Below are 17,524 nucleotides of genomic sequence, written 5' to 3' on the forward strand. Positions count from 1 at the left end.
ACTTCGGAAAAGGCGGTCGGTCTTCGACCGCCTTTTTTCTTTGGGAGAACAGCCATGACCGCGTCCGACTGGTTCCGCTTCACTGAAACGGCCCCGGGCATCTGGCGGATCGACGAGCCCTTCGTCTCGGAGTTCATGCAAGCCAATGCCTGGCTGGTACGGGGCAGCGACCGCTGGTTTCTTGTCGATACCCTGAACGGGATCGAACGGCTGAAGGACGCTCTGCCCCCTGATGCGCTGCCCGATCTTGCCGTCGTGCTGACCCACGGCCATGCCGACCATGCCGGATCGGCCCACGAGTTTGCCCATGTCCTTGCCCCGAAGGCCGAGGCGGCCGGCATCGCCAACGCCGATCCGACGGTGACCCTTGCCGGTCCGGGCTATGGCATACAAAGCCTTGGCGGTCTGATCGTAGGCCCCCCGCGCCTATCAGGTCCGCTGGTGACCAAGGCGCCGCCATCCGGCGCACCGGGCTTCGCGGGCCCCCGTCCGGTCGCGCTGGCCGGAACGCTGACCGAAGGCGATGCGATCCAGCTCGGCGACCGAACGCTTACCGTACTCGACCTTCCCGGCCATTCCCCCGGCAGCATCGGCCTTTGGGACGCGGCAAACGGGATCCTGATCGCCGGGGACGCCATCTATGACGGTGGTCTCGTGGACGATCTTCACCACTCGGACCGCGCCGCCTACTGCCGCACGATGGAGCGCCTACTGTCGCTTCCCGTCACGGAAGTCTGGCCCGGCCATGGCGCGGAATTCGGTCCAGACCGGCTGAGAGAGATTGCACAGGGATACCTTGACGCCGCAGGGGCGTGACATGGCCTGAATCGGCTTGCGCCCGGTCCGACCTTGACTATAACGCCGGACAATTTGCGCGCAGATGGGGGCCACGATGCCGAAGAGAACCGACATCCGTTCGATCATGATCATCGGAGCCGGCCCCATCGTCATCGGGCAGGCCTGTGAGTTCGACTACTCCGGCGCCCAGGCCTGCAAGGCCCTTCGCGAGGAAGGTTACCGCGTCATCCTGGTGAACTCGAACCCGGCGACGATCATGACCGATCCGGGCCTGGCCGACGCAACCTACATCGAGCCGATCACGCCCGAGGTCGTCGCAAAGATCATCGAGAAGGAACGCCCCGACGCGCTCTTGCCAACCATGGGCGGGCAGACCGGCCTTAACACCTCGCTGGCGCTTGCCGACATGGGCGTGTTGGAAAAGTTCAACGTGGAGTTGATCGGAGCCAATCGCCGTGCCATCGAAATGGCAGAAGATCGCAAGCTCTTCCGCGAGGCGATGGACAGGATCGGGCTGGAAAACCCCCGCGCCACGATCATCGCCGCCCCGAAACTGCCGAACGGCAAGTACGACATTAACGCCGGTGTCCAGCAGGCGATTGCCGCAATCGAGGTGGTGGGCCTTCCCGCCATCATCCGCCCCGCGTTCACCCTAGGCGGCACCGGCGGCGGCGTCGCCTACAACCGCGATGACTACGAGGCCATCGTGCGCTCGGGCCTCGACGCCTCGCCGGTCGCGCAGGTGCTGATCGACGAATCCCTGCTCGGCTGGAAGGAATACGAGATGGAAGTCGTGCGCGACCGCGCCGACAACGCCATCATCGTCTGCTCGATCGAGAACGTCGATCCCATGGGCGTCCATACCGGCGATTCCGTGACCGTCGCCCCGGCGCTGACGCTGACCGACAAGGAATACCAGATCATGCGCAACGGCTCGATTGCCGTCCTGCGCGAGATCGGGGTCGAAACCGGCGGGTCGAACGTCCAGTGGGCGATCAACCCAGCCGACGGCCGCATGGTGGTGATCGAGATGAACCCCCGCGTCAGCCGCTCATCGGCGCTGGCGTCCAAGGCCACCGGCTTCCCCATCGCCAAGATCGCCGCGAAGCTCGCGGTTGGTTACACGCTCGACGAGCTTGACAACGACATCACCAAGGTCACGCCCGCCTCCTTCGAGCCGACCATCGACTATGTCGTGACCAAGATCCCGCGCTTCGCCTTCGAGAAATTCCCCGGCGCCAAGGCCGAACTCACCACCGCAATGAAATCGGTGGGCGAGGCGATGGCCATCGGCCGCACCATCCACGAGTCTCTCCAGAAGGCGCTCGCCAGCCTCGAAACCGGCCTGACCGGCTTTGACGAGATCGCCATCCCCGGCGCGCCCGACAAGGCGGCGGTCATCAAGGCGCTCTCGCCCCAGACCCCCGACCGCCTGCGCCTGATCGCCCAGGCCATGCGCCACGGCCTGTCCGATGACGAAATCCAGGCCGCCACTGCCTTCGATCCGTGGTTCCTTGCCCGCATCCGCGAGATCGTCGAGGCCGAAGCCGCCGTGCGCCTGAATGGCCTGCCCCTCACCGCCGAGGGCATCCGCAAGCTCAAGATGATGGGCTTTACCGACGCCCGCCTGGCAAAGCTCACCGGCCGGGACGAGGCGCAGGTGCGCCGCGCCCGCCGCAACCTTGGCGTCCAGGCGGTGTTCAAGCGCATCGACACCTGCGGCGCCGAGTTCGAGGCGCAGACTCCCTACATGTATTCCACCTACGAACACCCGGTGATGGGCGAGGTGGAATGCGAGGCGCGTCCGTCGAAGGCGAAAAAGGTCGTCATCCTCGGCGGCGGCCCGAACCGCATCGGTCAGGGCATCGAGTTCGACTATTGCTGCTGCCATGCCTGCTACGCGCTGACCGCGGCGGGCTATGAAACCATCATGATCAACTGCAACCCCGAGACGGTCTCGACCGACTACGACACCTCGGACCGCCTGTATTTCGAGCCGCTGACGCTGGAGCATGTGCTCGAAATCCTGCGGGTGGAGCAGGAGAACGGCACGCTGCACGGCGTCATCGTCCAGTTCGGCGGCCAGACGCCCCTCAAACTCGCCAACGCCCTGCATGACGAGGGCATCCCGATCCTCGGCACCACGCCCGACGCCATCGACCTCGCCGAGGACCGCGAGCGCTTCCAGCAGCTTCTGCACAAGCTCGACCTCAAGCAGCCGGTCAACGGCATCGCCGCCAGCCGCGACGAGGCCTTCGCCATCGCCGCCCGCGTCGGCTACCCGCTGGTCATCCGCCCGTCCTACGTCCTCGGCGGCCGCGCGATGGAGATCGTCCGCGACGACGCCCAGCTCGAGCGCTACATCACCACCGCCGTGCAGGTCTCGGGCAAGAACCCGGTGCTGCTCGACAGCTACCTGTCGGGCGCGATCGAGGTGGACGTCGACGCTCTCTGCGACGGCGAAAACGTCCATGTCGCCGGCATCATGGAGCATATCGAAGAGGCCGGCGTGCATTCGGGCGACAGCGCCTGCTGCCTGCCGCCCCATTCCCTTGCCCCCGAGACCGTCGCGGAACTCAAGCGTCAGACCGAGGTCATGGCCCGCGCCCTGCATGTCGTCGGTCTGATGAACGTCCAGTTCGCGATCAAGGACGGCACGATCTACGTGCTCGAGGTCAACCCCCGCGCCAGCCGCACCGTGCCCTTCGTCGCCAAGGCCACCGACAGCGCCATCGCCTCCATCGCTGCACGGCTGATGGCGGGCGAGAAACTCTCGGCCTTCCCGATGCGCCCGCCCTACCCGACCGGCGTCGGTCCCGACAGCCCCCTGCCGCTCGCTGACCCGCTGACGCTGGCCGACCCGAAAACCCCGTGGTTCTCGGTGAAAGAGGCGGTCATGCCCTTCGCCCGCTTCCCCGGCGTCGACACGCTCCTCGGGCCGGAAATGCGCTCGACGGGCGAGGTCATGGGCTGGGACCGCACCTTCCCGCTCGCCTTCCTCAAATCGCAGATGGGCGCGGGCGTGACGCTCCCGACCGAAGGCCGGGTCTTCATCTCGATCAAGGACGCCGACAAGACCGCCGCCATGGCCGGCGCCGCCCGCGACCTGACCCGGCTCGGCTTCGAGATCGTCGCCACCCGCGGCACCGCCAGCTGGCTTACCGCCGAGGGCATCGCCGCCACGCCCGTGAACAAGGTCTACGAGGGCCGCCCGAACATCGTCGACCGGCTGAAGAACGGCGACATCGCGCTCGTCATGAACACCACCGAGGGCAGCCAGGCCGTCAGCGACAGCCGCGACATCCGCGCCGTCGCCCTCTACGACAAGATCCCCTACTACACCACCGCCGCCGGCGCCGTGTCAGCCGTCGAGGCGATGAAGGCCGAAGGCGAGGGGTATGGGGTGAGGACGTTGCAGGGTTGACCGCGACCCCGGCTTTGCCGGGGGCAAAACGCTCCAGTGGAGCGTTTTGAGCGGGCGACGGGAGCGAAAGCATTCGCTCCCCGGATACGTGCCCGGATGATCTTCCGGTGGAAGATCGCCAGCGCCGAACACCCGATCCGCAATGATCGGGCCGGGGGACTGCGACCCCGGCAACGCCGGGGAAATCGCCCCAGTGGAGCGACTCAGTTAGCGACAGGCAAGCGGGGCTCGCAGACCGGGTCTCGACATAACTCGTCTTGCCAAATCGGCTTTCAAACTCGAGCTTATTGACAGGAGTTTATTTCAACTCCAACTTAGTGGCTGTTTCTGTTGGGGGTGGGTTATGCCGCGTCTTGTTATCGATATTCGGGCTGGGCACCTAGAAGTTGAAGGTTCCGAGGAGTTCATTAGATCGATATTCGAGGATTTTCGCACTAACATAGGTGGCAAACTGGGCGAGACGGAAGACGCCGCAAGCGAGTTGCCGGACGATGATCGGGCTATCGCTCCCACTTCAAATAGGCAGAGACCCAAGAGGCGGCGGTCCAGCAGTACCGCAGCTTCAAATGGCTCTGAAGGAAAGAAATCCCCCCTTAGCAATCCGGAGATTGACCCAACTCTCAAAATCGATGATCTAAAATCATTCTTCTTGCAGAGAAAACCGACGGGAAATCCCCAAATTCTTCTCGTGATAATAGCTTACCTTCGCGACACATTGGATATGTATCCCGCCACCGTAAATCAGATTTATACTTGCTACTGGGCCCTTAGATCGGAGATAAAAATCCCCGCCAAATTTAGACAAGCAATTATCGACACTGTCAACAAAAAGAAATGGCTGGAGTGGAAATCGCAGGAGACAGTCGCAATCACCAACATCGGCGAGAACGCCCTTAATCACGAGATTGGTAAATAGCTATATCTGGTATCCAGCCTTCGATATTAACTCTTCAATTGTCGCCCTAAATTCCAGCGCGACTTTTTCAATGTCGCCACGCCTTGTAATAAACTCGATCTTGTGTGCGGCGAAATTGCCCAAATTGCGATAGTCGTCCAATCTGTTCTTGCTGTTTCTAGAAAGCCCTAGAGCTCCGCTAACCTTGGCCTCAGCGACTATAGCTTCGAGTTGCTTGTAAGTGCCGTCCTGGCTCTTTATCGCTGACCCTTGGCCGATCTTCTCGAGGGAGAGGATAAGCATTATTTCAAGCAAGCGGCGCATAAGAACGGCGCAGCCGTCAAAAACATTTCTTTCGTAACAGGTGTTAATTTGATCGGCAAGCCGAGAAGTATAAGATGGAGTATTCTTGTAGGCCTCGCGAGGTATCAACTCTGCGCTGAAGTGTAAATCTTCTGACTTTATTCTGAGCTGCGGAAATTCTGCCCACAAACCAGCAACTGAATTGGCATGAAGTTTGATTTTCCCGTTTGCAGCACTAAGGAATCTTCGAGAGTTCCTTACCTGCAATCGCAAGCGAGATAGATTCAAGTTTGGATAGTGGAGTTTGGAAAATGCATCCACAATTTGCGAGAGATCGCATTCATGCACTTCAGCGTCACGGGTCAAATAAAAAGTAAGATACTCTACCTTTTCAATAATTGACTTTTTGTCCAGTGAAGCGATCTTCGCGAAAGCTGATAAGGTCACAACTTGCTGCATCTTGCTCTCAATTCACCGCGAACGTCTCTCTCAAACTCATATCCCCTACGGACACCTCCCCATCACACCCGTCCGACACGCCTCCTGCATCGAGGGATCGGCCTTGATGTCCTGTGCATAGTTGGCCGCGGTGTTCGTTCCCGCCGGCGGGGCGGAGAGGCTCGCCGCACCCGGCGGCGGCAGGGCGCCGCCTGCGTCCGGCGCGAGGGGCTGCGAACAGCCCGTCACAAGCAACAGCCCCAGACCGGCCACTGCCCCGACAGATGCCCGCATCGTCTCCCCCTGTGTCCTTGCGTTCCTCCCAGCCTACCACGCCCACCCGAGCGATCCAGCGCGCCGGTGCCGCAGCTTGACCCCGCGCGCCAATGGGGGCGCGGCGCTTGACCAAGGCCGGCCCATCAGGGTCAGAAGGGCGTTTCAGTTCCCGAAGGCCCCGATTGCCTCCGCCCCGGGATAGGGCAGGTCCGTGACCAGCACCGAACTTGCCTTGCCCGAGGCAAAGACCTTGTCGAGGTCGATGGTCAGGAAGCTCGTCCGGTGCGCGTAGTCCGAGATCAGCAGGCGGTTGTGGGTCAGGTCCTTGATCGACACCCATTGGGTGTAGTCCGACACCACCTGGTCGCCATCCTTGCTCTGCGCGATGCCAAGCGGGATGTCGACGGTGTTCAGGATATGGTCGATCGCTTGGATCGCGTCGTCGCCGGTCGCAGGCGGGGTGATGTTGTGGCGCAGGAAGGCCGCGCGGATGAAGCGCGAGGGCGGCGTGTAGTCGCCCGGCAGCCCCATCATCCCGCCGCCCTGCCCGAGGGCGGTTACGTTGACGTTGCCGATGTTGACCGACTGCACGCCGACCGTCGACAGGTTCAGGTAGTTGCGCGCGTTCAGGAGGTGCCAGTCATAGGTCGGTGCGTTGGTCAGCACATGGGCGACGTTGTCGTGGATCTGTAACTCGCCCCCGACATACTCGACGACCATCCCGTCGCCCGAGCGATCGGTGAAGATCATGTGGATCGTGGGCGGCGTCGGCCCGCTCGGCAGCGACGGATCGGCCCAGACCTTGATCCTGGGCAACGCCGCCCGAAGCTCAGCGACCGTCGCATGGTTGCCAAGCGCCCAAGAGCCGAAGCCGAGGATCGAGACATAGTCGGTGTCGTCCTTCGTCACCGTCTGGTACTCGGTGAAGCCGGGCAGAAAGTTCGCACTCATCCCCAGCCCTTCGGAGTTCTGCCCTTCCAGCAGCGCGCCGCCCGGGATGATCCCGGCGCTGACGCCGACCACCGCGTATTTCGTCGCCTCGGTCTTGGCCGGCAGGCCGGTCGAAGGCGGCGCGGTCAGGCTCAGTTCGGTGCCCTTGGGCTGGCTGACCAGCGCCCATTTCATGTCAAAGGCCCATTCCATCGTCCGCCCGGCGATGACGGTCTTGTCTCCGGCAACGATATCGACCGCGGTACAGGCGAGACCCGCGTTGACGGTGGCGATCAGGGAAACGGCGGACAGCAGGGATTTCAGCATCGGTGGTATCCTTGTGTTTCGGCCGACTGGCCCGGCCTGGCGCTATGCCGCCCTTCCCTCCCGAAGGTGTGGCGGCGGGACATCGTCCTACAACCAGAGCTTGAAGGCTTTCTTGTGTCCAGCCATCGAAAAAAAGCTGGCCGCGGATGACGCACCTTGTCGCAGGGGCGAGCGCTCTTTCGCTGCGGGTTCGCATCGAATGCTTGACTTATCGGGTGTGAGGCATCATCTCCCCCTCATCCAGCGCCCGCTGCCGCGTGAGCAGCCGCCGTTTTCTGCCGCATCCATCGGATGCCGAAGGGGCCAGGGCCGGAGACATCGCAAGGTTCCCACCATCACGCAGGGGCGCCACGGTCGAAACACTTCGACCGGCCCTCTCGCCTGCCGCATCTCCTGCGGCCCGAACCCCATTCGGCGGACAAAGTCCGCCTGTCCGAAAGAAAAGACATGACCAGCTTCACCGATCTCGGCCTTTCGCCCAAGCTGCTGAAAGCGCTCGAGAAGACCAACTTCACCCAGCCGACCCCGATCCAGGTCGCCGCGATCCCCCACGTGATGAAGGGCCGCGACCTGATGGGGCTGGCCCAGACCGGCACAGGCAAGACGGCGGCCTTCGGCCTGCCGCTCCTGCACCGCATCCTCGACATCGGCCACCCGCCGCAGCCCCGCACCGTGCGTGCGCTGATCCTGGCGCCGACCCGCGAGCTTGTCCTGCAAATCGCCGAAAACCTTGAGCTTTTCACCAAGGGCACGGCGGTCAAGGTCACCACCGTCGTCGGTGGCGCCTCGCTCAACCGCCAGGCCGAGCGGCTCGCCCGCGGGTCCGACATCCTTGTCGCGACGCCGGGTCGGCTGATCGACTTGCTGGAACAGAATGCCCTGACGCTGGTCAACACCGGCTACCTCGTCCTCGACGAGGCCGACCACATGCTCGACATGGGCTTCATCCATTCGCTGCGCCGGATCGCCAAGCACCTGCCGCACAAGCGCCAGACGCTCCTCTTCTCGGCCACCATGCCGAAGCTGATCGAGGAAGTGGCCGACACCTACCTGCGCGACCCGGTCCGCGTCGAGGTCGCCCCGCCTGGCAAACCGATCGAGAAGATCGTCCAGGGCGTCCACTTCACCCCGCAGGGTGACAAGGCGAAGCTTCTGGAATCCTACCTTCTGAAGCATCCGGGCGAACAGGCGCTGGTCTTTGGCCGCACCAAGCACGGCTCGGAGAAACTGATGAAACTGCTGGTGAGCTGGGGCTTCAAGGCTGGCTCCATCCACGGCAACAAGAGCCAGAACCACCGCGAGCGCACGCTGAAAGAGTTCCGCGGCGGCGAGCTTGACGTGCTGGTTGCCACCGACGTCGCGGCGCGCGGCATCGACATCCCGACGGTCCGCCATGTCTACAACTACGACATGCCGAACGTGCCCGAGAACTACGTCCACCGCATCGGCCGCACCGCCCGCGCCGGGGCGCAGGGAACGGCCGTCGCCTTCTGTGCGCCTGCCGAGATGGACGAACTGCGCGCCATCGAAAAGACGATGAAGGCCGCGATCCCGGTGATCGGCGGGGCGCCGTGGGCCGAAGGAGCAGCAGCGCCGAAACCTGTGAAAGTCATGGGAAAATCCGCGCAGAAGATCGCCCGCACGACTGGCGGCGGCCGCCCGCAGCACGGGCAAAAGCCCGGCGGCCAGAAACCGGGTGGCCAAAAACCGGCGGGGCAGAAGCCTGCCCATGCCGGCGCGCGACCGGCTCAGCCCGGCGGCACTGCCGCTCCGCGGCGCTTCGAGGGCGGACGCAAGACTGGCACCGGATCGGCCAAACGCTGATCGCTTGATGGCCATGCCGCCCTCGGCTACAGGACGGCATGGCCAAGCTCTATTTCCACTACTCGACAATGAACGCGGGGAAATCGACCCTGCTGCTTCAGGCCTCCTACAACTACCGCGAACGCGGAATGGAGACCTATCTCATCACCGCCGAACTCGACCACAGAGCGGGTGAGGGACGAATCGCCAGCCGGATCGGCATTGGCGACGCGGCCGACACCTTCGCCCCGGGCGAGGACCTTTTTGCCAAGATCGCCCGTCGCCTCGACAAGGGTCCGGTCGCGTGCATCTTCCTCGACGAGGCGCAGTTCTTGTCGCAGGACCAGGTCTGGCAACTCGCACGGGTGGTCGATGACCTAAACGTGCCAGTCATGTGCTACGGCTTGCGTGTGGATTTCCGCGGCGAGCTGTTCCCCGGCTCTGCCGCGCTGCTCGCCCTGTCCGACGAGATGCGCGAAGTGCGGACGATCTGCCATTGCGGCAAGAAGGCCACAATGGTGGTGCGCAAGGGGTCGGACGGCCGGGCGCAAAGGGACGGGGCGCAGGTGCAGATCGGCGGAAACGAGACCTATGAAAGCCTTTGCCGCCGTCACTGGCGCGAGGCGGTCGGCGATGGCTCGACGCCGGGCTGAACCGCCCTGAGCGCGATCACCAGGCCAGCCGCAAAGATCAGGGCCATTCCGATGAGTGCGCGCAACGACAGCACTTCACCCCAAAGCAGCCAGCCCCAGAGGGCAGAGCAGGGCAGGATCACATACTCGAACACGCTGACCCGGCTTGCCTCGGCAATCTGGTAGGCGCGGATCATCATCCCTACGGCGATCAGCGATCCGGCCGCCTGTACGAAAGTCCAGAACAGGAAGCGGGCTGTCGGCATGGCCCAGCCGCGCAAAACGAAGGAGGCCGGGCCTTCGGCCTCGATGGGATCGAGCAGGGCAAAGACTGCCAGCCCGACCATTCCCAGCAGGCCAAGCGCCAGGAAGAACCCTGCCAGAAGCACCTCGGGCCGCTCACCCTCGCACCATTCGCGGGTCGCGATGTTGCCGATCGCATAGAGCAAGCCGGCAGCAATCGGCATAAGCGCCGCGATGGAGGCCCCGCCCACGGCGGCCGGGCCCAGCACCAGAAGCGCGCCGACAAAGCCAAGCGCCACCGCAAGAATGCGCCACGGGCCGATGCGATGGCCATAGGCGAAGTGCGAGATGAGCAGAACGAAGATCGGCGCGGTGAAGAGGCCTGCCGCGACGACTGCCACGGGGAAGAAGGCCAGACTGCCGAAATAGACCAGCATCGCGAACCCATGGACCGCGCTGCGCGCCGCGACGGCGCCGGGCCGCAACGGCCTGAGGTTCAGCTTCAGTAGCGGCGTCGCGACCAGAAGCAGGCCGATGGCCATCACCGAACGCGTCAGATGAAACTGCCAGAGCCCGCCATCCACCGCGATGACGCGAACGAAATTGTCCGTAAAGCCAATCGTCAGGGCGTAGATCAGGATCAGGCCGGCTGCGGCCAGGGTGCGGTCAGCCTGCTGCATTGGATCAGGTCTCCTCTTCCGGCAATCTTGCCGCGGCCCAAGGCAGCGGGCGTGGCTGAAACCGACCTGCCAAGGCGGAGGCGCCGACATTTGCCGCATGAGACAGTCCCGCGGGTGTCGGAGCTACCACAACCTGTTGTAGGACACTGGGCCCTCGGCTACTCTCAGCCGTAGATTTCAAGGACGAAAGCGCATGCGCCGCCCATGACGGCCCTCAAGAAATACGAGAAGCTGGAAAGTACTGGCCTCTGGCGGGACAGCCCGGATGCGCAACGGCGCGAGGTGGTGGTGAACTTTGGCGACGCATCGCTTGTTCTCAGCGATCCGAAGACGGGAACCGCCATTACTCATTGGTCGCTTCCGGCACTGGTCCGGCTCAATTCCGGATCCATGCCCGCGCTTTATGCGGCCGACCCCGAAGCCACCGAAACGCTCGAGATCGACGATGCGCTGATGGTTGGCGCGATCGAGACGGTGCGTGGCGCGATCGAGAAGGCCCGCGCCCGCCCGGGCAGGTTGCGCGCCACCTTGCTTGGCGGCGGTATTGCCATCGGGTTGCTGCTTGCGGTCTTCTGGCTACCCTCGGCACTGATATCGCAAACAGCGGCACTGGTGCCCGAGGCGACGCGGGCCGAGATCGGTCGGATGGCGCTGGCCGACCTGACGCGCCTGACCGGCGTGCCTTGCGCCAACCCCGCCGGGCTGGCGGCTGCCATGATGCTGTCAGAGCGTGTGTTGGGCCAGCACGGTGGCCAGATCCTGATCCTGCGCGACGGGCTTACGCCTTCGGCCCACCTGCCTGGAGGGCTGATCCTGCTGTCCAGCAAACTCGTGGAACCGCTCGACGGTCCCGAAGTTGCTGCAGGCTATGCCATCGCTGAAAAGGCACGTGCCGAGCAGTCCGATCCACTGATTCCGGTCTTGCAGCAGGCCGGGCTTCTGGCAACTGTGCGTCTGCTGACGTCTGGCCGCCTGCCCCCCGGCGCCCTGACCGGCTATGCCGAAAACCTGCTGGTTCTCCCGCCAGCGCCGGTGGATGACGAAGCACTTCTGGCCGCCTTCCGCGAGGCGAGCGTGCCCTCTACCCCTTATGCCTATGCCGTGGATCCTTCCGGCGAAACGACGCTGCCACTGATCGAGGCCGACCCGCTGCGGGGCGCCGCTGCCGTGCCGATCCTGCCCGATGCCGACTGGGTGCAGTTGCAATCCATCTGCCAGGACCAGAAAGGCTGATCCCCAAATTGTCGGGCGCCCCTCCACAAGAGTGAAGGAGCGCCCCTGGCCCTGCTCGACCGGTTATTGCTTGAGTATTGCGTCGGGGAAGCCTGCGCGGCGCAGCGAGGCAAGCGCGTTTCGCGCCAGTGCGGGATCATCGAACGGGCCGGCAAAAACCACCTGAAGCGCGCGCCCACCGCTTGCCATGCGGCTGCTCGCGACCGGCATGCCCAGAGCTGAGATCTTCAGCCGTGCCGCGTCGGCGTTGGACGGCTGGCCGAAGCTGCCCACCTGAACGAAACTCCGGCCAGGCGTTGCCGCCTTCGGGCTGGGCGACTTGGTCGAGATGACAAGGGCCGGGGCTGCCGGTCGGGTAGCGCGCGCCGGCTTCTGAACCGCCGCAACCTCCACGGTCTGGGTCGGTTCCCACTTTACAAGGTTGGCCGGAACGGTGCGCGTCCAGATCCGGTCCTGCGCCTGCTGGCCGGCCATCGTGCCCTGGCCGCGATATGGATTAAGCCGCCCGTCGCTCCAGGCAAGCTTGTAGCCCGGTGGAATGATCGGATTGATGAGCCGCGGATCCGGGGTCGGAGCCGGGATATCGATCGCCAGAGCGCGCGCCGGGGCTGCAGCCGGCGCCGACTTCACCCGGGGAAGCGCCAGTCCCGCCGTGCGGCCGTCGCCCACCGTGCATAGCAGGGCAGAGCCGCCCCCTTTTTGCGGCACCCGCTGCGCAACCGGTGCCGTAGAGGGGCAAGCCAGCACCGTGTTCTCGCTTGTCGCGGGGGTGGCGACGCTGCCCAGGACGACCGATTTTTCGTCGAGCAGACCCGGACGCGAAAGACAGAGAAGGATCGTGCCGCCGCCACGAAGCGGCAAACGCTCGGCGTAAGGCGCGCGCTCGGGGCAAGCGACCTGGCCAGGCGTCCCCGTGGCGCGCGGGGTGTCGACGTAGCCTTGGGAGTTTGCCGGAGCGGCCGCAGCGGTCTCGGCTACTCGGACGGGTGCGGCGGCAGGAGCAGCTGTGGTCGTAGCTGCCGGCGCAGCAGCGACAGGCGCAGGGGCGACCACAGCGGCGGCCGGAGCGGCCGGAGCGGGGGCCTCGGCCACCTTGCCGAAGGTCGGTGGATAGCCGCAGAGCACCTTGCGATCGGCGCCGACGCGGGGCACCCAGGCGGTCTGCCCGTCGATCCCGGCACGGATGTAGACGCATCCCCGGCCATCGACATATTGCTGACCCTTGAAGCTCGCCGGAGGCGTTTCGAGAGGGGTTGCGAACTCGCGCACCCCCTGCGCCTGGGCTGCGGACAAAGCTCCGCACAGGGCCGCGATGGCCGCGGCAGGAACAAGTCTGGACAGCATGGAAATCACCCTTGTGGTTAGGGCGAATCATGCCGAATCGGTGATTCGGTGTAAAGAGCGAAACGCTTTATTTCGTACCGAACATGCGATCACCCGCATCCCCTAGGCCAGGAACAATATATCCATGGTCATTGAGGTGGCTGTCCACAGCTGCTGTGACGATCGGCACGTCGGGATGCGCTTCTTTCATCCGCTTGATGCCTTCTGGCGCGGCAAGAAGGCACAGAAAGCGGATATCCTTCGCCCCCGCCTTCTTCAGAAGGTCCACCGCTGCTGCCGAGGAGTTGCCCGTCGCCAGCATCGGATCGACGACGATCGAGACCCGCTCTTCCAGGTGGTCGGGCAGCTTGCAGTAATACTGGACCGGCTGCAGCGTCTGGGGATCGCGGTAGAGCCCGATGAAGCCCACGCGGGCCGCCGGGATCAGTTCCAGGATTCCGTCCAGAAGCCCGTTGCCCGCCCGCAGGATCGAGATCAGCGCCAGTTTCTTGCCCTCGATCGACGGCGCATCCATCGCCTCGAGCGGGGTCTCGATCCGCTGCGTCGTCATCGGCAGTTCGCGCGTCACCTCATAGGCCAGAAGCAGGCTGATTTCGCGCAAAAGCCGGCGGAAGGAGGCGGTCGAGGTTTCCTTGTCGCGCATGATGCTGAGCTTGTGCTGCACCAGCGGATGGGTGACGACGGTCAGATGTTCAAGCATTCTCGGGCTCCAGTCTCTTGGCTATGCGGGCGCGCGTCGCCTCGTCGCAGAAGGCGGCATCGAGCGAGGTTCGGGCGATCTGGCGGAATACGCCTTCGTCCCAGTCAAAGGCCTCGGCCAGACGGTCATATTCGCGCATCATGGTGGTGTGGAAGAAAGGCGGATCGTCAGTCGAGATCGTGACCTTCACGCCCCGGTCGAACATCGTGCCGATCGGATGCTTGCGCCATGTAGGGAACAGGCCAAGCGCCATGTTCGACCCGGGGCAGACCTCCAGCACCGTGCCGCGCTGAGCCAGTTCGTCGACCAGTGCCATGTCTTCTATGGCGCGCACACCATGACCGATGCGCTCGGGGTTGAGATCCTTGAGCGTGTCGCGCACCGAGTCCGGCCCGCCCCATTCTCCGGCATGGGCGGTGATGCGCAGCCCGGCCTCGCGCGCGCAATCGAAGGACCACAGGAAATCCCTGGGTTTTCCGACCTTCTCATCCCCCGCAATTCCAAAGCCGACGATCCAGTCACCCGCCGTCTCGGCCGCGCAAAGGGCGGTCTGCTTTGCCTTCTCGGGGCCGAAATGACGGATGCAGGTGATGATGCCGCGCAGGGTGATCCCGTCATCGCGCTCCGCCTTGTCCGCCGCTTCGCGGATGGCATGCAGGTATTCCCGCCAGGCACCCACATCACGACCACCGCAGAAGTCCGGAGAGAGGAAGGTTTCGGAATAGACCACACCGTTTGCCGCACTTTCCTCCAGAACGGCTTTGGTCAGACGGCCGTAATCCTCGGGCGTCTTCAGGGTCGAGGTTGCGGCCTCGTAGACCTTCAGGAAATCCCAGAAGTCGGTGAAGCGGTACCCACCGTCTTCGGTAAAGAGCCCCGAAAGGTCCATGTGCTTTTCGCGCGCGAGCCCCCGGATGAAGGCCGGCGGAGCGGCACCTTCCAGGTGCAGGTGCAATTCGACTTTCGGCAGGTCGCGGGTCACAGGAAACTCCGCCCCGGCCCCTGCGCCGGAATCCCGAGATGAGACGCGATGCTGGCCGCGACATCGGTGAAGGCGACAAGCCCGATCCCGCCCGATCCCGCACCTGCGCAGATCACCGGCACGCGTTCGCGCGTGTGATCGGTGCCGGTCCAGGTCGGGTCGTTGCCATGATCGGCTGTGAAGATCGCCAGATCACCGGGGCGCAAGCCCGCAAGAAAGCCTCCAGCCCGGCCGTCGAACCATTCCAGCGCGCGGGCATAGCCCGAAACGTCACGCCGGTGGCCATAGAGGCTGTCAAACTCGACGAAGTTCGCGAAGGTCAAGGAACCGGGCTCTGCATCGCCGATGAGGCGGTCGAGATGATCGAAAAGATCGGAATCCGACTTGCCCTTGTGCAACGCGCCGATGCCCCGCATCGAAAAGATATCGCCGATCTTGCCGATCGCATGGGTCGCCCGCCCCGCCTCCGCCACCCAATCAAGGAGCGTCGGCGCAGGAGGCGCGATGGCATAGTCATGCCGGTTGGCTGTGCGTTGGAAACTGCCGGGCTTGCCCACGAACGGCCGCGCGATCACCCGGCCGACTTTCATCGCGTGCAGGGTCGGCGCCATCTCGGCACAAAGCGTCAAGAGGCGGTCGAGACCGAAGGTTTCTTCATGCGCCGCGATCTGAAAGACCGAGTCCGCCGAGGTGTAACAGATCGGCCAGCCCGTTCGCATGTGCTCTTCGCCAAGCGCCTCGATGATGGGCACGCCGGAGGCATGGCAATTGCCAAGAATGCCCGCCGTTCTCGCCCGCCTGCAGACCTCGGCAACCAGGCTTTCGGAAAAGGCGGGGCGCGTGTCGGGGAAATAGGTCCAGTCCCAGGGAACCGGCACGCCTGCAAGTTCCCAATGGCCCGAAGGCGTGTCCTTGCCCTTCGAGACCTCGCTGGCCGCTCCCCACCTGCCCTTCTGCGCCGCCCCCAGCCCAGGGGGGACGAGACCCGTCGACAGCCCGATTGCCGCCCCTAGACCCAGGCCATCAAGAACCGGCATCTGCAGGGGCCCGCTGCGCCCCTCTTCGGCCCGCCCCGCAGCACAGGCCTCGGCGATATGTCCAAGCGTATTGGCACCTTCGTCGCCAAAGAGAGCGGCATCGGGCGCCCCGCCGCAGCCGACCGAGTCCATCACGATGAGGAAGGCGCGGGGCGCGCTTGACGAAGGCGTCATGCGATCCTCTTGTGAACGAGCGGTGGTTCCTTTGGCGCGGTGTTGGCCATCCTGTAGGCGGAAAGCACGCTCCGGACTGCCAGTTCGGCATCTGCCTCGCTGGCCGCGTGGACGATTGCGAGCGGCAGACCCTCGCCCACCTCTTCGCCCAGCCCCGCCATGTCGGACAGACCTACCGAAGGGTTGACCTTGTCGCCCTCGCGAAGCCGTCCGCCGCCCAGATGCACCACCGCCTGTCCGAGCGCCTGGCCATCCACCGCCGCGACAAACCCATCGCGTGGGCAAGGCACCTCGCGTTGCACCGGGGCCGAGGGCAGCCGATCGGGCCAGCGGTCAACAAAATCAGCCGGCCCGCCCTGCGCCGCGACCATCCGGCCGAAGTAATCCGCCGCCTGCCCGCTTTCCAAAGCCTGCGCGATGCGGCCTGCGCCATCCTCGGGATCAGCCGCCAGACCACCAAGCGCCAAGGCCTCGCCACCCAGGGCCGCCGTCAGGTCCCACAGCGCGGCATTGACCGAGGTGCCGGTCAGCGTCTCCATCACCTCGATCACCTCGAGCGCGTTGCCGGCCGCCGTTGCAAGGGGCTGGTTCATGTCGGTGATAAGCGCGGTTGTCATGCAGCCCGCGCCCTGCGCGGTGGAGACCAGCGCACGCGCCAGAACCTCGGCCTCGTCCAGCGCCTTCATGAAGGCGCCGGAACCCGCCTTGACGTCCAGCACCAGCCCCTCCAGCCCCGCGGCCAGCTTCTTCGACAGGATCGAGGCGGTGATGAGGTCGACGCTTTCGACCGTGCCGGTCACATCGCGGATCAGGTAAAGCCGGCGGTCGGCCGGCGCGATTTCGGCCGAGGCCGAGACGATGGCGCAGCGCACCCCGTCGATCTGGCGGCGCAGTTGCTCCTCGGTCATGGCGGTGCGGAAGCCCGGGATCGCCTCGAGCTTGTCCAGCGTCCCCCCGGTATGGCCAAGCCCTCTGCCTGAAATCATCGGCACATAGGCGCCGCAAGCCGCCAGAGCCGGCGCAAGCAGCAGCGAAACGCAATCACCGATCCCGCCGGTCGAATGCTTGTCCAGCACCGGGCCGGGCAAGTCCCATTCCATGACCTTTCCCGAATCCCGCATGGCGCGGGTCAGGGCAACACGGCCCGCCTCGCCCAGCCCCTTCAGACAGACGGCCATCGCGAAGGCGCCGGCCTGTGCATCCGTCACATCGCCCGAGGCAAGACCGCGCGCAAACCACGCCAACTCCTCGGCCGAGGGGGTTTCCCCCTCACGGAGCTTCATGTTGATCGCGCGCGCATCCATG

Annotated in this window: 15 protein-coding genes; 6 read left to right on the top strand and 9 right to left on the bottom strand. The window is 64.6% G+C overall.

What is annotated here, in order from left to right:
- The first annotated feature begins 54 nt into the window (after window positions 1-54).
- The 3 genes from L0V05_RS01090 (at window position 55) to L0V05_RS01100 (ending at window position 5,138) form a co-directional block, all read left to right on the top strand.
- On the top strand, window positions 55-816 hold the full coding sequence (locus L0V05_RS01090) for an MBL fold metallo-hydrolase (protein ID WP_234867555.1): 762 nt from the start codon (window positions 55-57) through the stop codon (window positions 814-816).
- A gap of 76 nt (window positions 817-892) precedes the next feature.
- Window positions 893-4,222: a carbamoyl-phosphate synthase large subunit gene (carB, locus tag L0V05_RS01095; protein ID WP_234867557.1), complete on the top strand. Its 3,330-nt coding sequence runs from the start codon at window positions 893-895 to the stop codon at window positions 4,220-4,222.
- Window positions 4,223-4,565: 343 nt separating this feature from the next.
- A complete protein-coding gene (locus L0V05_RS01100) occupies window positions 4,566-5,138 on the top strand; it encodes a hypothetical protein (protein ID WP_234867559.1) in 573 nt (190 codons plus the stop codon).
- Here L0V05_RS01100 and L0V05_RS01105 read toward each other — a convergent pair whose 3' ends face one another.
- The 3 genes from L0V05_RS01105 to L0V05_RS01115 all read right to left on the bottom strand — a co-directional run bounded on the left by L0V05_RS01105 (window position 5,139) and on the right by L0V05_RS01115 (window position 7,391).
- Window positions 5,139-5,879, bottom strand: coding sequence for a hypothetical protein (locus L0V05_RS01105; RefSeq protein ID WP_234867561.1), 741 nt, complete (start codon window positions 5,877-5,879; stop codon window positions 5,139-5,141).
- 45 nt (window positions 5,880-5,924) lie between these two features.
- A complete protein-coding gene (locus tag L0V05_RS01110; protein WP_234867563.1) occupies window positions 5,925-6,152 on the bottom strand; it encodes a hypothetical protein in 228 nt (75 codons plus the stop codon).
- A 144-nt stretch (window positions 6,153-6,296) separates the two neighbouring features.
- Window positions 6,297-7,391 (bottom strand): choloylglycine hydrolase family protein, encoded by a 1,095-nt coding sequence (locus tag L0V05_RS01115; RefSeq protein WP_234867565.1) that lies wholly within the window; start codon window positions 7,389-7,391, stop codon window positions 6,297-6,299.
- A 447-nt stretch (window positions 7,392-7,838) separates the two neighbouring features.
- On the opposite strand from L0V05_RS01115, the gene L0V05_RS01120 reads away from it, so the two are divergent.
- Together L0V05_RS01120 and L0V05_RS01125 are read left to right on the top strand one after the other, a co-directional pair.
- Window positions 7,839-9,215, top strand: coding sequence for a DEAD/DEAH box helicase (locus tag L0V05_RS01120; RefSeq protein WP_234867567.1), 1,377 nt, complete (start codon window positions 7,839-7,841; stop codon window positions 9,213-9,215).
- A gap of 38 nt (window positions 9,216-9,253) precedes the next feature.
- Window positions 9,254-9,847 (top strand): thymidine kinase, encoded by a 594-nt coding sequence (locus tag L0V05_RS01125; protein ID WP_234867569.1) that lies wholly within the window; start codon window positions 9,254-9,256, stop codon window positions 9,845-9,847.
- On the opposite strand, the gene L0V05_RS01130 is transcribed toward L0V05_RS01125, so the two are convergent.
- A complete protein-coding gene (locus tag L0V05_RS01130) occupies window positions 9,805-10,749 on the bottom strand; it encodes a DMT family transporter (RefSeq protein WP_234867571.1) in 945 nt (314 codons plus the stop codon). The two genes, L0V05_RS01125 and L0V05_RS01130, sit on opposite strands and share 43 nt — an antisense overlap.
- A 204-nt stretch (window positions 10,750-10,953) precedes the next feature.
- Between L0V05_RS01130 and L0V05_RS01135 the strand changes: the two genes are divergently transcribed.
- Window positions 10,954-11,982, top strand: a complete 1,029-nt coding sequence (locus L0V05_RS01135; RefSeq protein WP_234867573.1) for a hypothetical protein — start codon at window positions 10,954-10,956, stop codon at window positions 11,980-11,982.
- A gap of 63 nt (window positions 11,983-12,045) precedes the next feature.
- Here the strand turns inward: L0V05_RS01135 and L0V05_RS01140 are convergent, their stop codons facing one another.
- From L0V05_RS01140 to L0V05_RS01160, 5 genes are all read right to left on the bottom strand, one after another.
- Window positions 12,046-13,326: an SPOR domain-containing protein gene (locus L0V05_RS01140; RefSeq protein WP_234867575.1), complete on the bottom strand. Its 1,281-nt coding sequence runs from the start codon at window positions 13,324-13,326 to the stop codon at window positions 12,046-12,048.
- A 67-nt stretch (window positions 13,327-13,393) separates the two neighbouring features.
- A complete protein-coding gene (gene upp, locus L0V05_RS01145; RefSeq protein ID WP_234867577.1) occupies window positions 13,394-14,026 on the bottom strand; it encodes a uracil phosphoribosyltransferase in 633 nt (210 codons plus the stop codon).
- The gene (locus L0V05_RS01150; protein ID WP_234867579.1) at window positions 14,019-15,008 is read right to left on the bottom strand and encodes an adenosine deaminase; all 990 of its coding nucleotides are present in this window, start codon (window positions 15,006-15,008) and stop codon (window positions 14,019-14,021) included. The genes upp and L0V05_RS01150 overlap by 8 nt, the downstream gene beginning before the upstream one ends.
- The gene (locus L0V05_RS01155; protein WP_234867582.1) at window positions 15,005-16,219 is read right to left on the bottom strand and encodes a phosphopentomutase; all 1,215 of its coding nucleotides are present in this window, start codon (window positions 16,217-16,219) and stop codon (window positions 15,005-15,007) included. The genes L0V05_RS01150 and L0V05_RS01155 overlap by 4 nt, the downstream gene beginning before the upstream one ends.
- On the bottom strand, window positions 16,216-17,523 hold the full coding sequence (locus L0V05_RS01160) for a thymidine phosphorylase (RefSeq protein WP_234867584.1): 1,308 nt from the start codon (window positions 17,521-17,523) through the stop codon (window positions 16,216-16,218). The genes L0V05_RS01155 and L0V05_RS01160 overlap by 4 nt, the downstream gene beginning before the upstream one ends.
- Between the last annotated feature and the right edge of the window lies 1 nt (window position 17,524).

The sequence above is a fragment of the Alitabrizicola rongguiensis genome (assembly GCF_021491355.1).
Taxonomy (GTDB): Bacteria; Pseudomonadota; Alphaproteobacteria; order Rhodobacterales; family Rhodobacteraceae; genus Aliitabrizicola; species Aliitabrizicola rongguiensis.

Bases quoted from the DNA above. Each gene is read 5' to 3' on its own strand.
- L0V05_RS01115 (WP_234867565.1), bottom strand. From the start codon at position 7,391: ATGCTGAAATCCCTGCTGTCCGCCGTTTCCCTGATCGCCACCGTCAAC.
- L0V05_RS01135 (WP_234867573.1), top strand. From the start codon at position 10,954: ATGACGGCCCTCAAGAAATACGAGAAGCTGGAAAGTACTGGCCTCTGG.
- upp (WP_234867577.1), bottom strand. From the start codon at position 14,026: ATGCTTGAACATCTGACCGTCGTCACCCATCCGCTGGTGCAGCACAAG.
- L0V05_RS01130 (WP_234867571.1), bottom strand. From the start codon at position 10,749: ATGCAGCAGGCTGACCGCACCCTGGCCGCAGCCGGCCTGATCCTGATC.
- L0V05_RS01160 (WP_234867584.1), bottom strand. From the start codon at position 17,523: ATGGATGCGCGCGCGATCAACATGAAGCTCCGTGAGGGGGAAACCCCC.
- L0V05_RS01105 (WP_234867561.1), bottom strand. From the start codon at position 5,879: ATGCAGCAAGTTGTGACCTTATCAGCTTTCGCGAAGATCGCTTCACTG.
- carB (WP_234867557.1), top strand. From the start codon at position 893: ATGCCGAAGAGAACCGACATCCGTTCGATCATGATCATCGGAGCCGGC.
- L0V05_RS01100 (WP_234867559.1), top strand. From the start codon at position 4,566: ATGCCGCGTCTTGTTATCGATATTCGGGCTGGGCACCTAGAAGTTGAA.
- L0V05_RS01140 (WP_234867575.1), bottom strand. From the start codon at position 13,326: ATGCTGTCCAGACTTGTTCCTGCCGCGGCCATCGCGGCCCTGTGCGGA.
- L0V05_RS01120 (WP_234867567.1), top strand. From the start codon at position 7,839: ATGACCAGCTTCACCGATCTCGGCCTTTCGCCCAAGCTGCTGAAAGCG.
- L0V05_RS01155 (WP_234867582.1), bottom strand. From the start codon at position 16,219: ATGACGCCTTCGTCAAGCGCGCCCCGCGCCTTCCTCATCGTGATGGAC.
- L0V05_RS01125 (WP_234867569.1), top strand. From the start codon at position 9,254: ATGGCCAAGCTCTATTTCCACTACTCGACAATGAACGCGGGGAAATCG.
- L0V05_RS01110 (WP_234867563.1), bottom strand. From the start codon at position 6,152: ATGCGGGCATCTGTCGGGGCAGTGGCCGGTCTGGGGCTGTTGCTTGTG.
- L0V05_RS01090 (WP_234867555.1), top strand. From the start codon at position 55: ATGACCGCGTCCGACTGGTTCCGCTTCACTGAAACGGCCCCGGGCATC.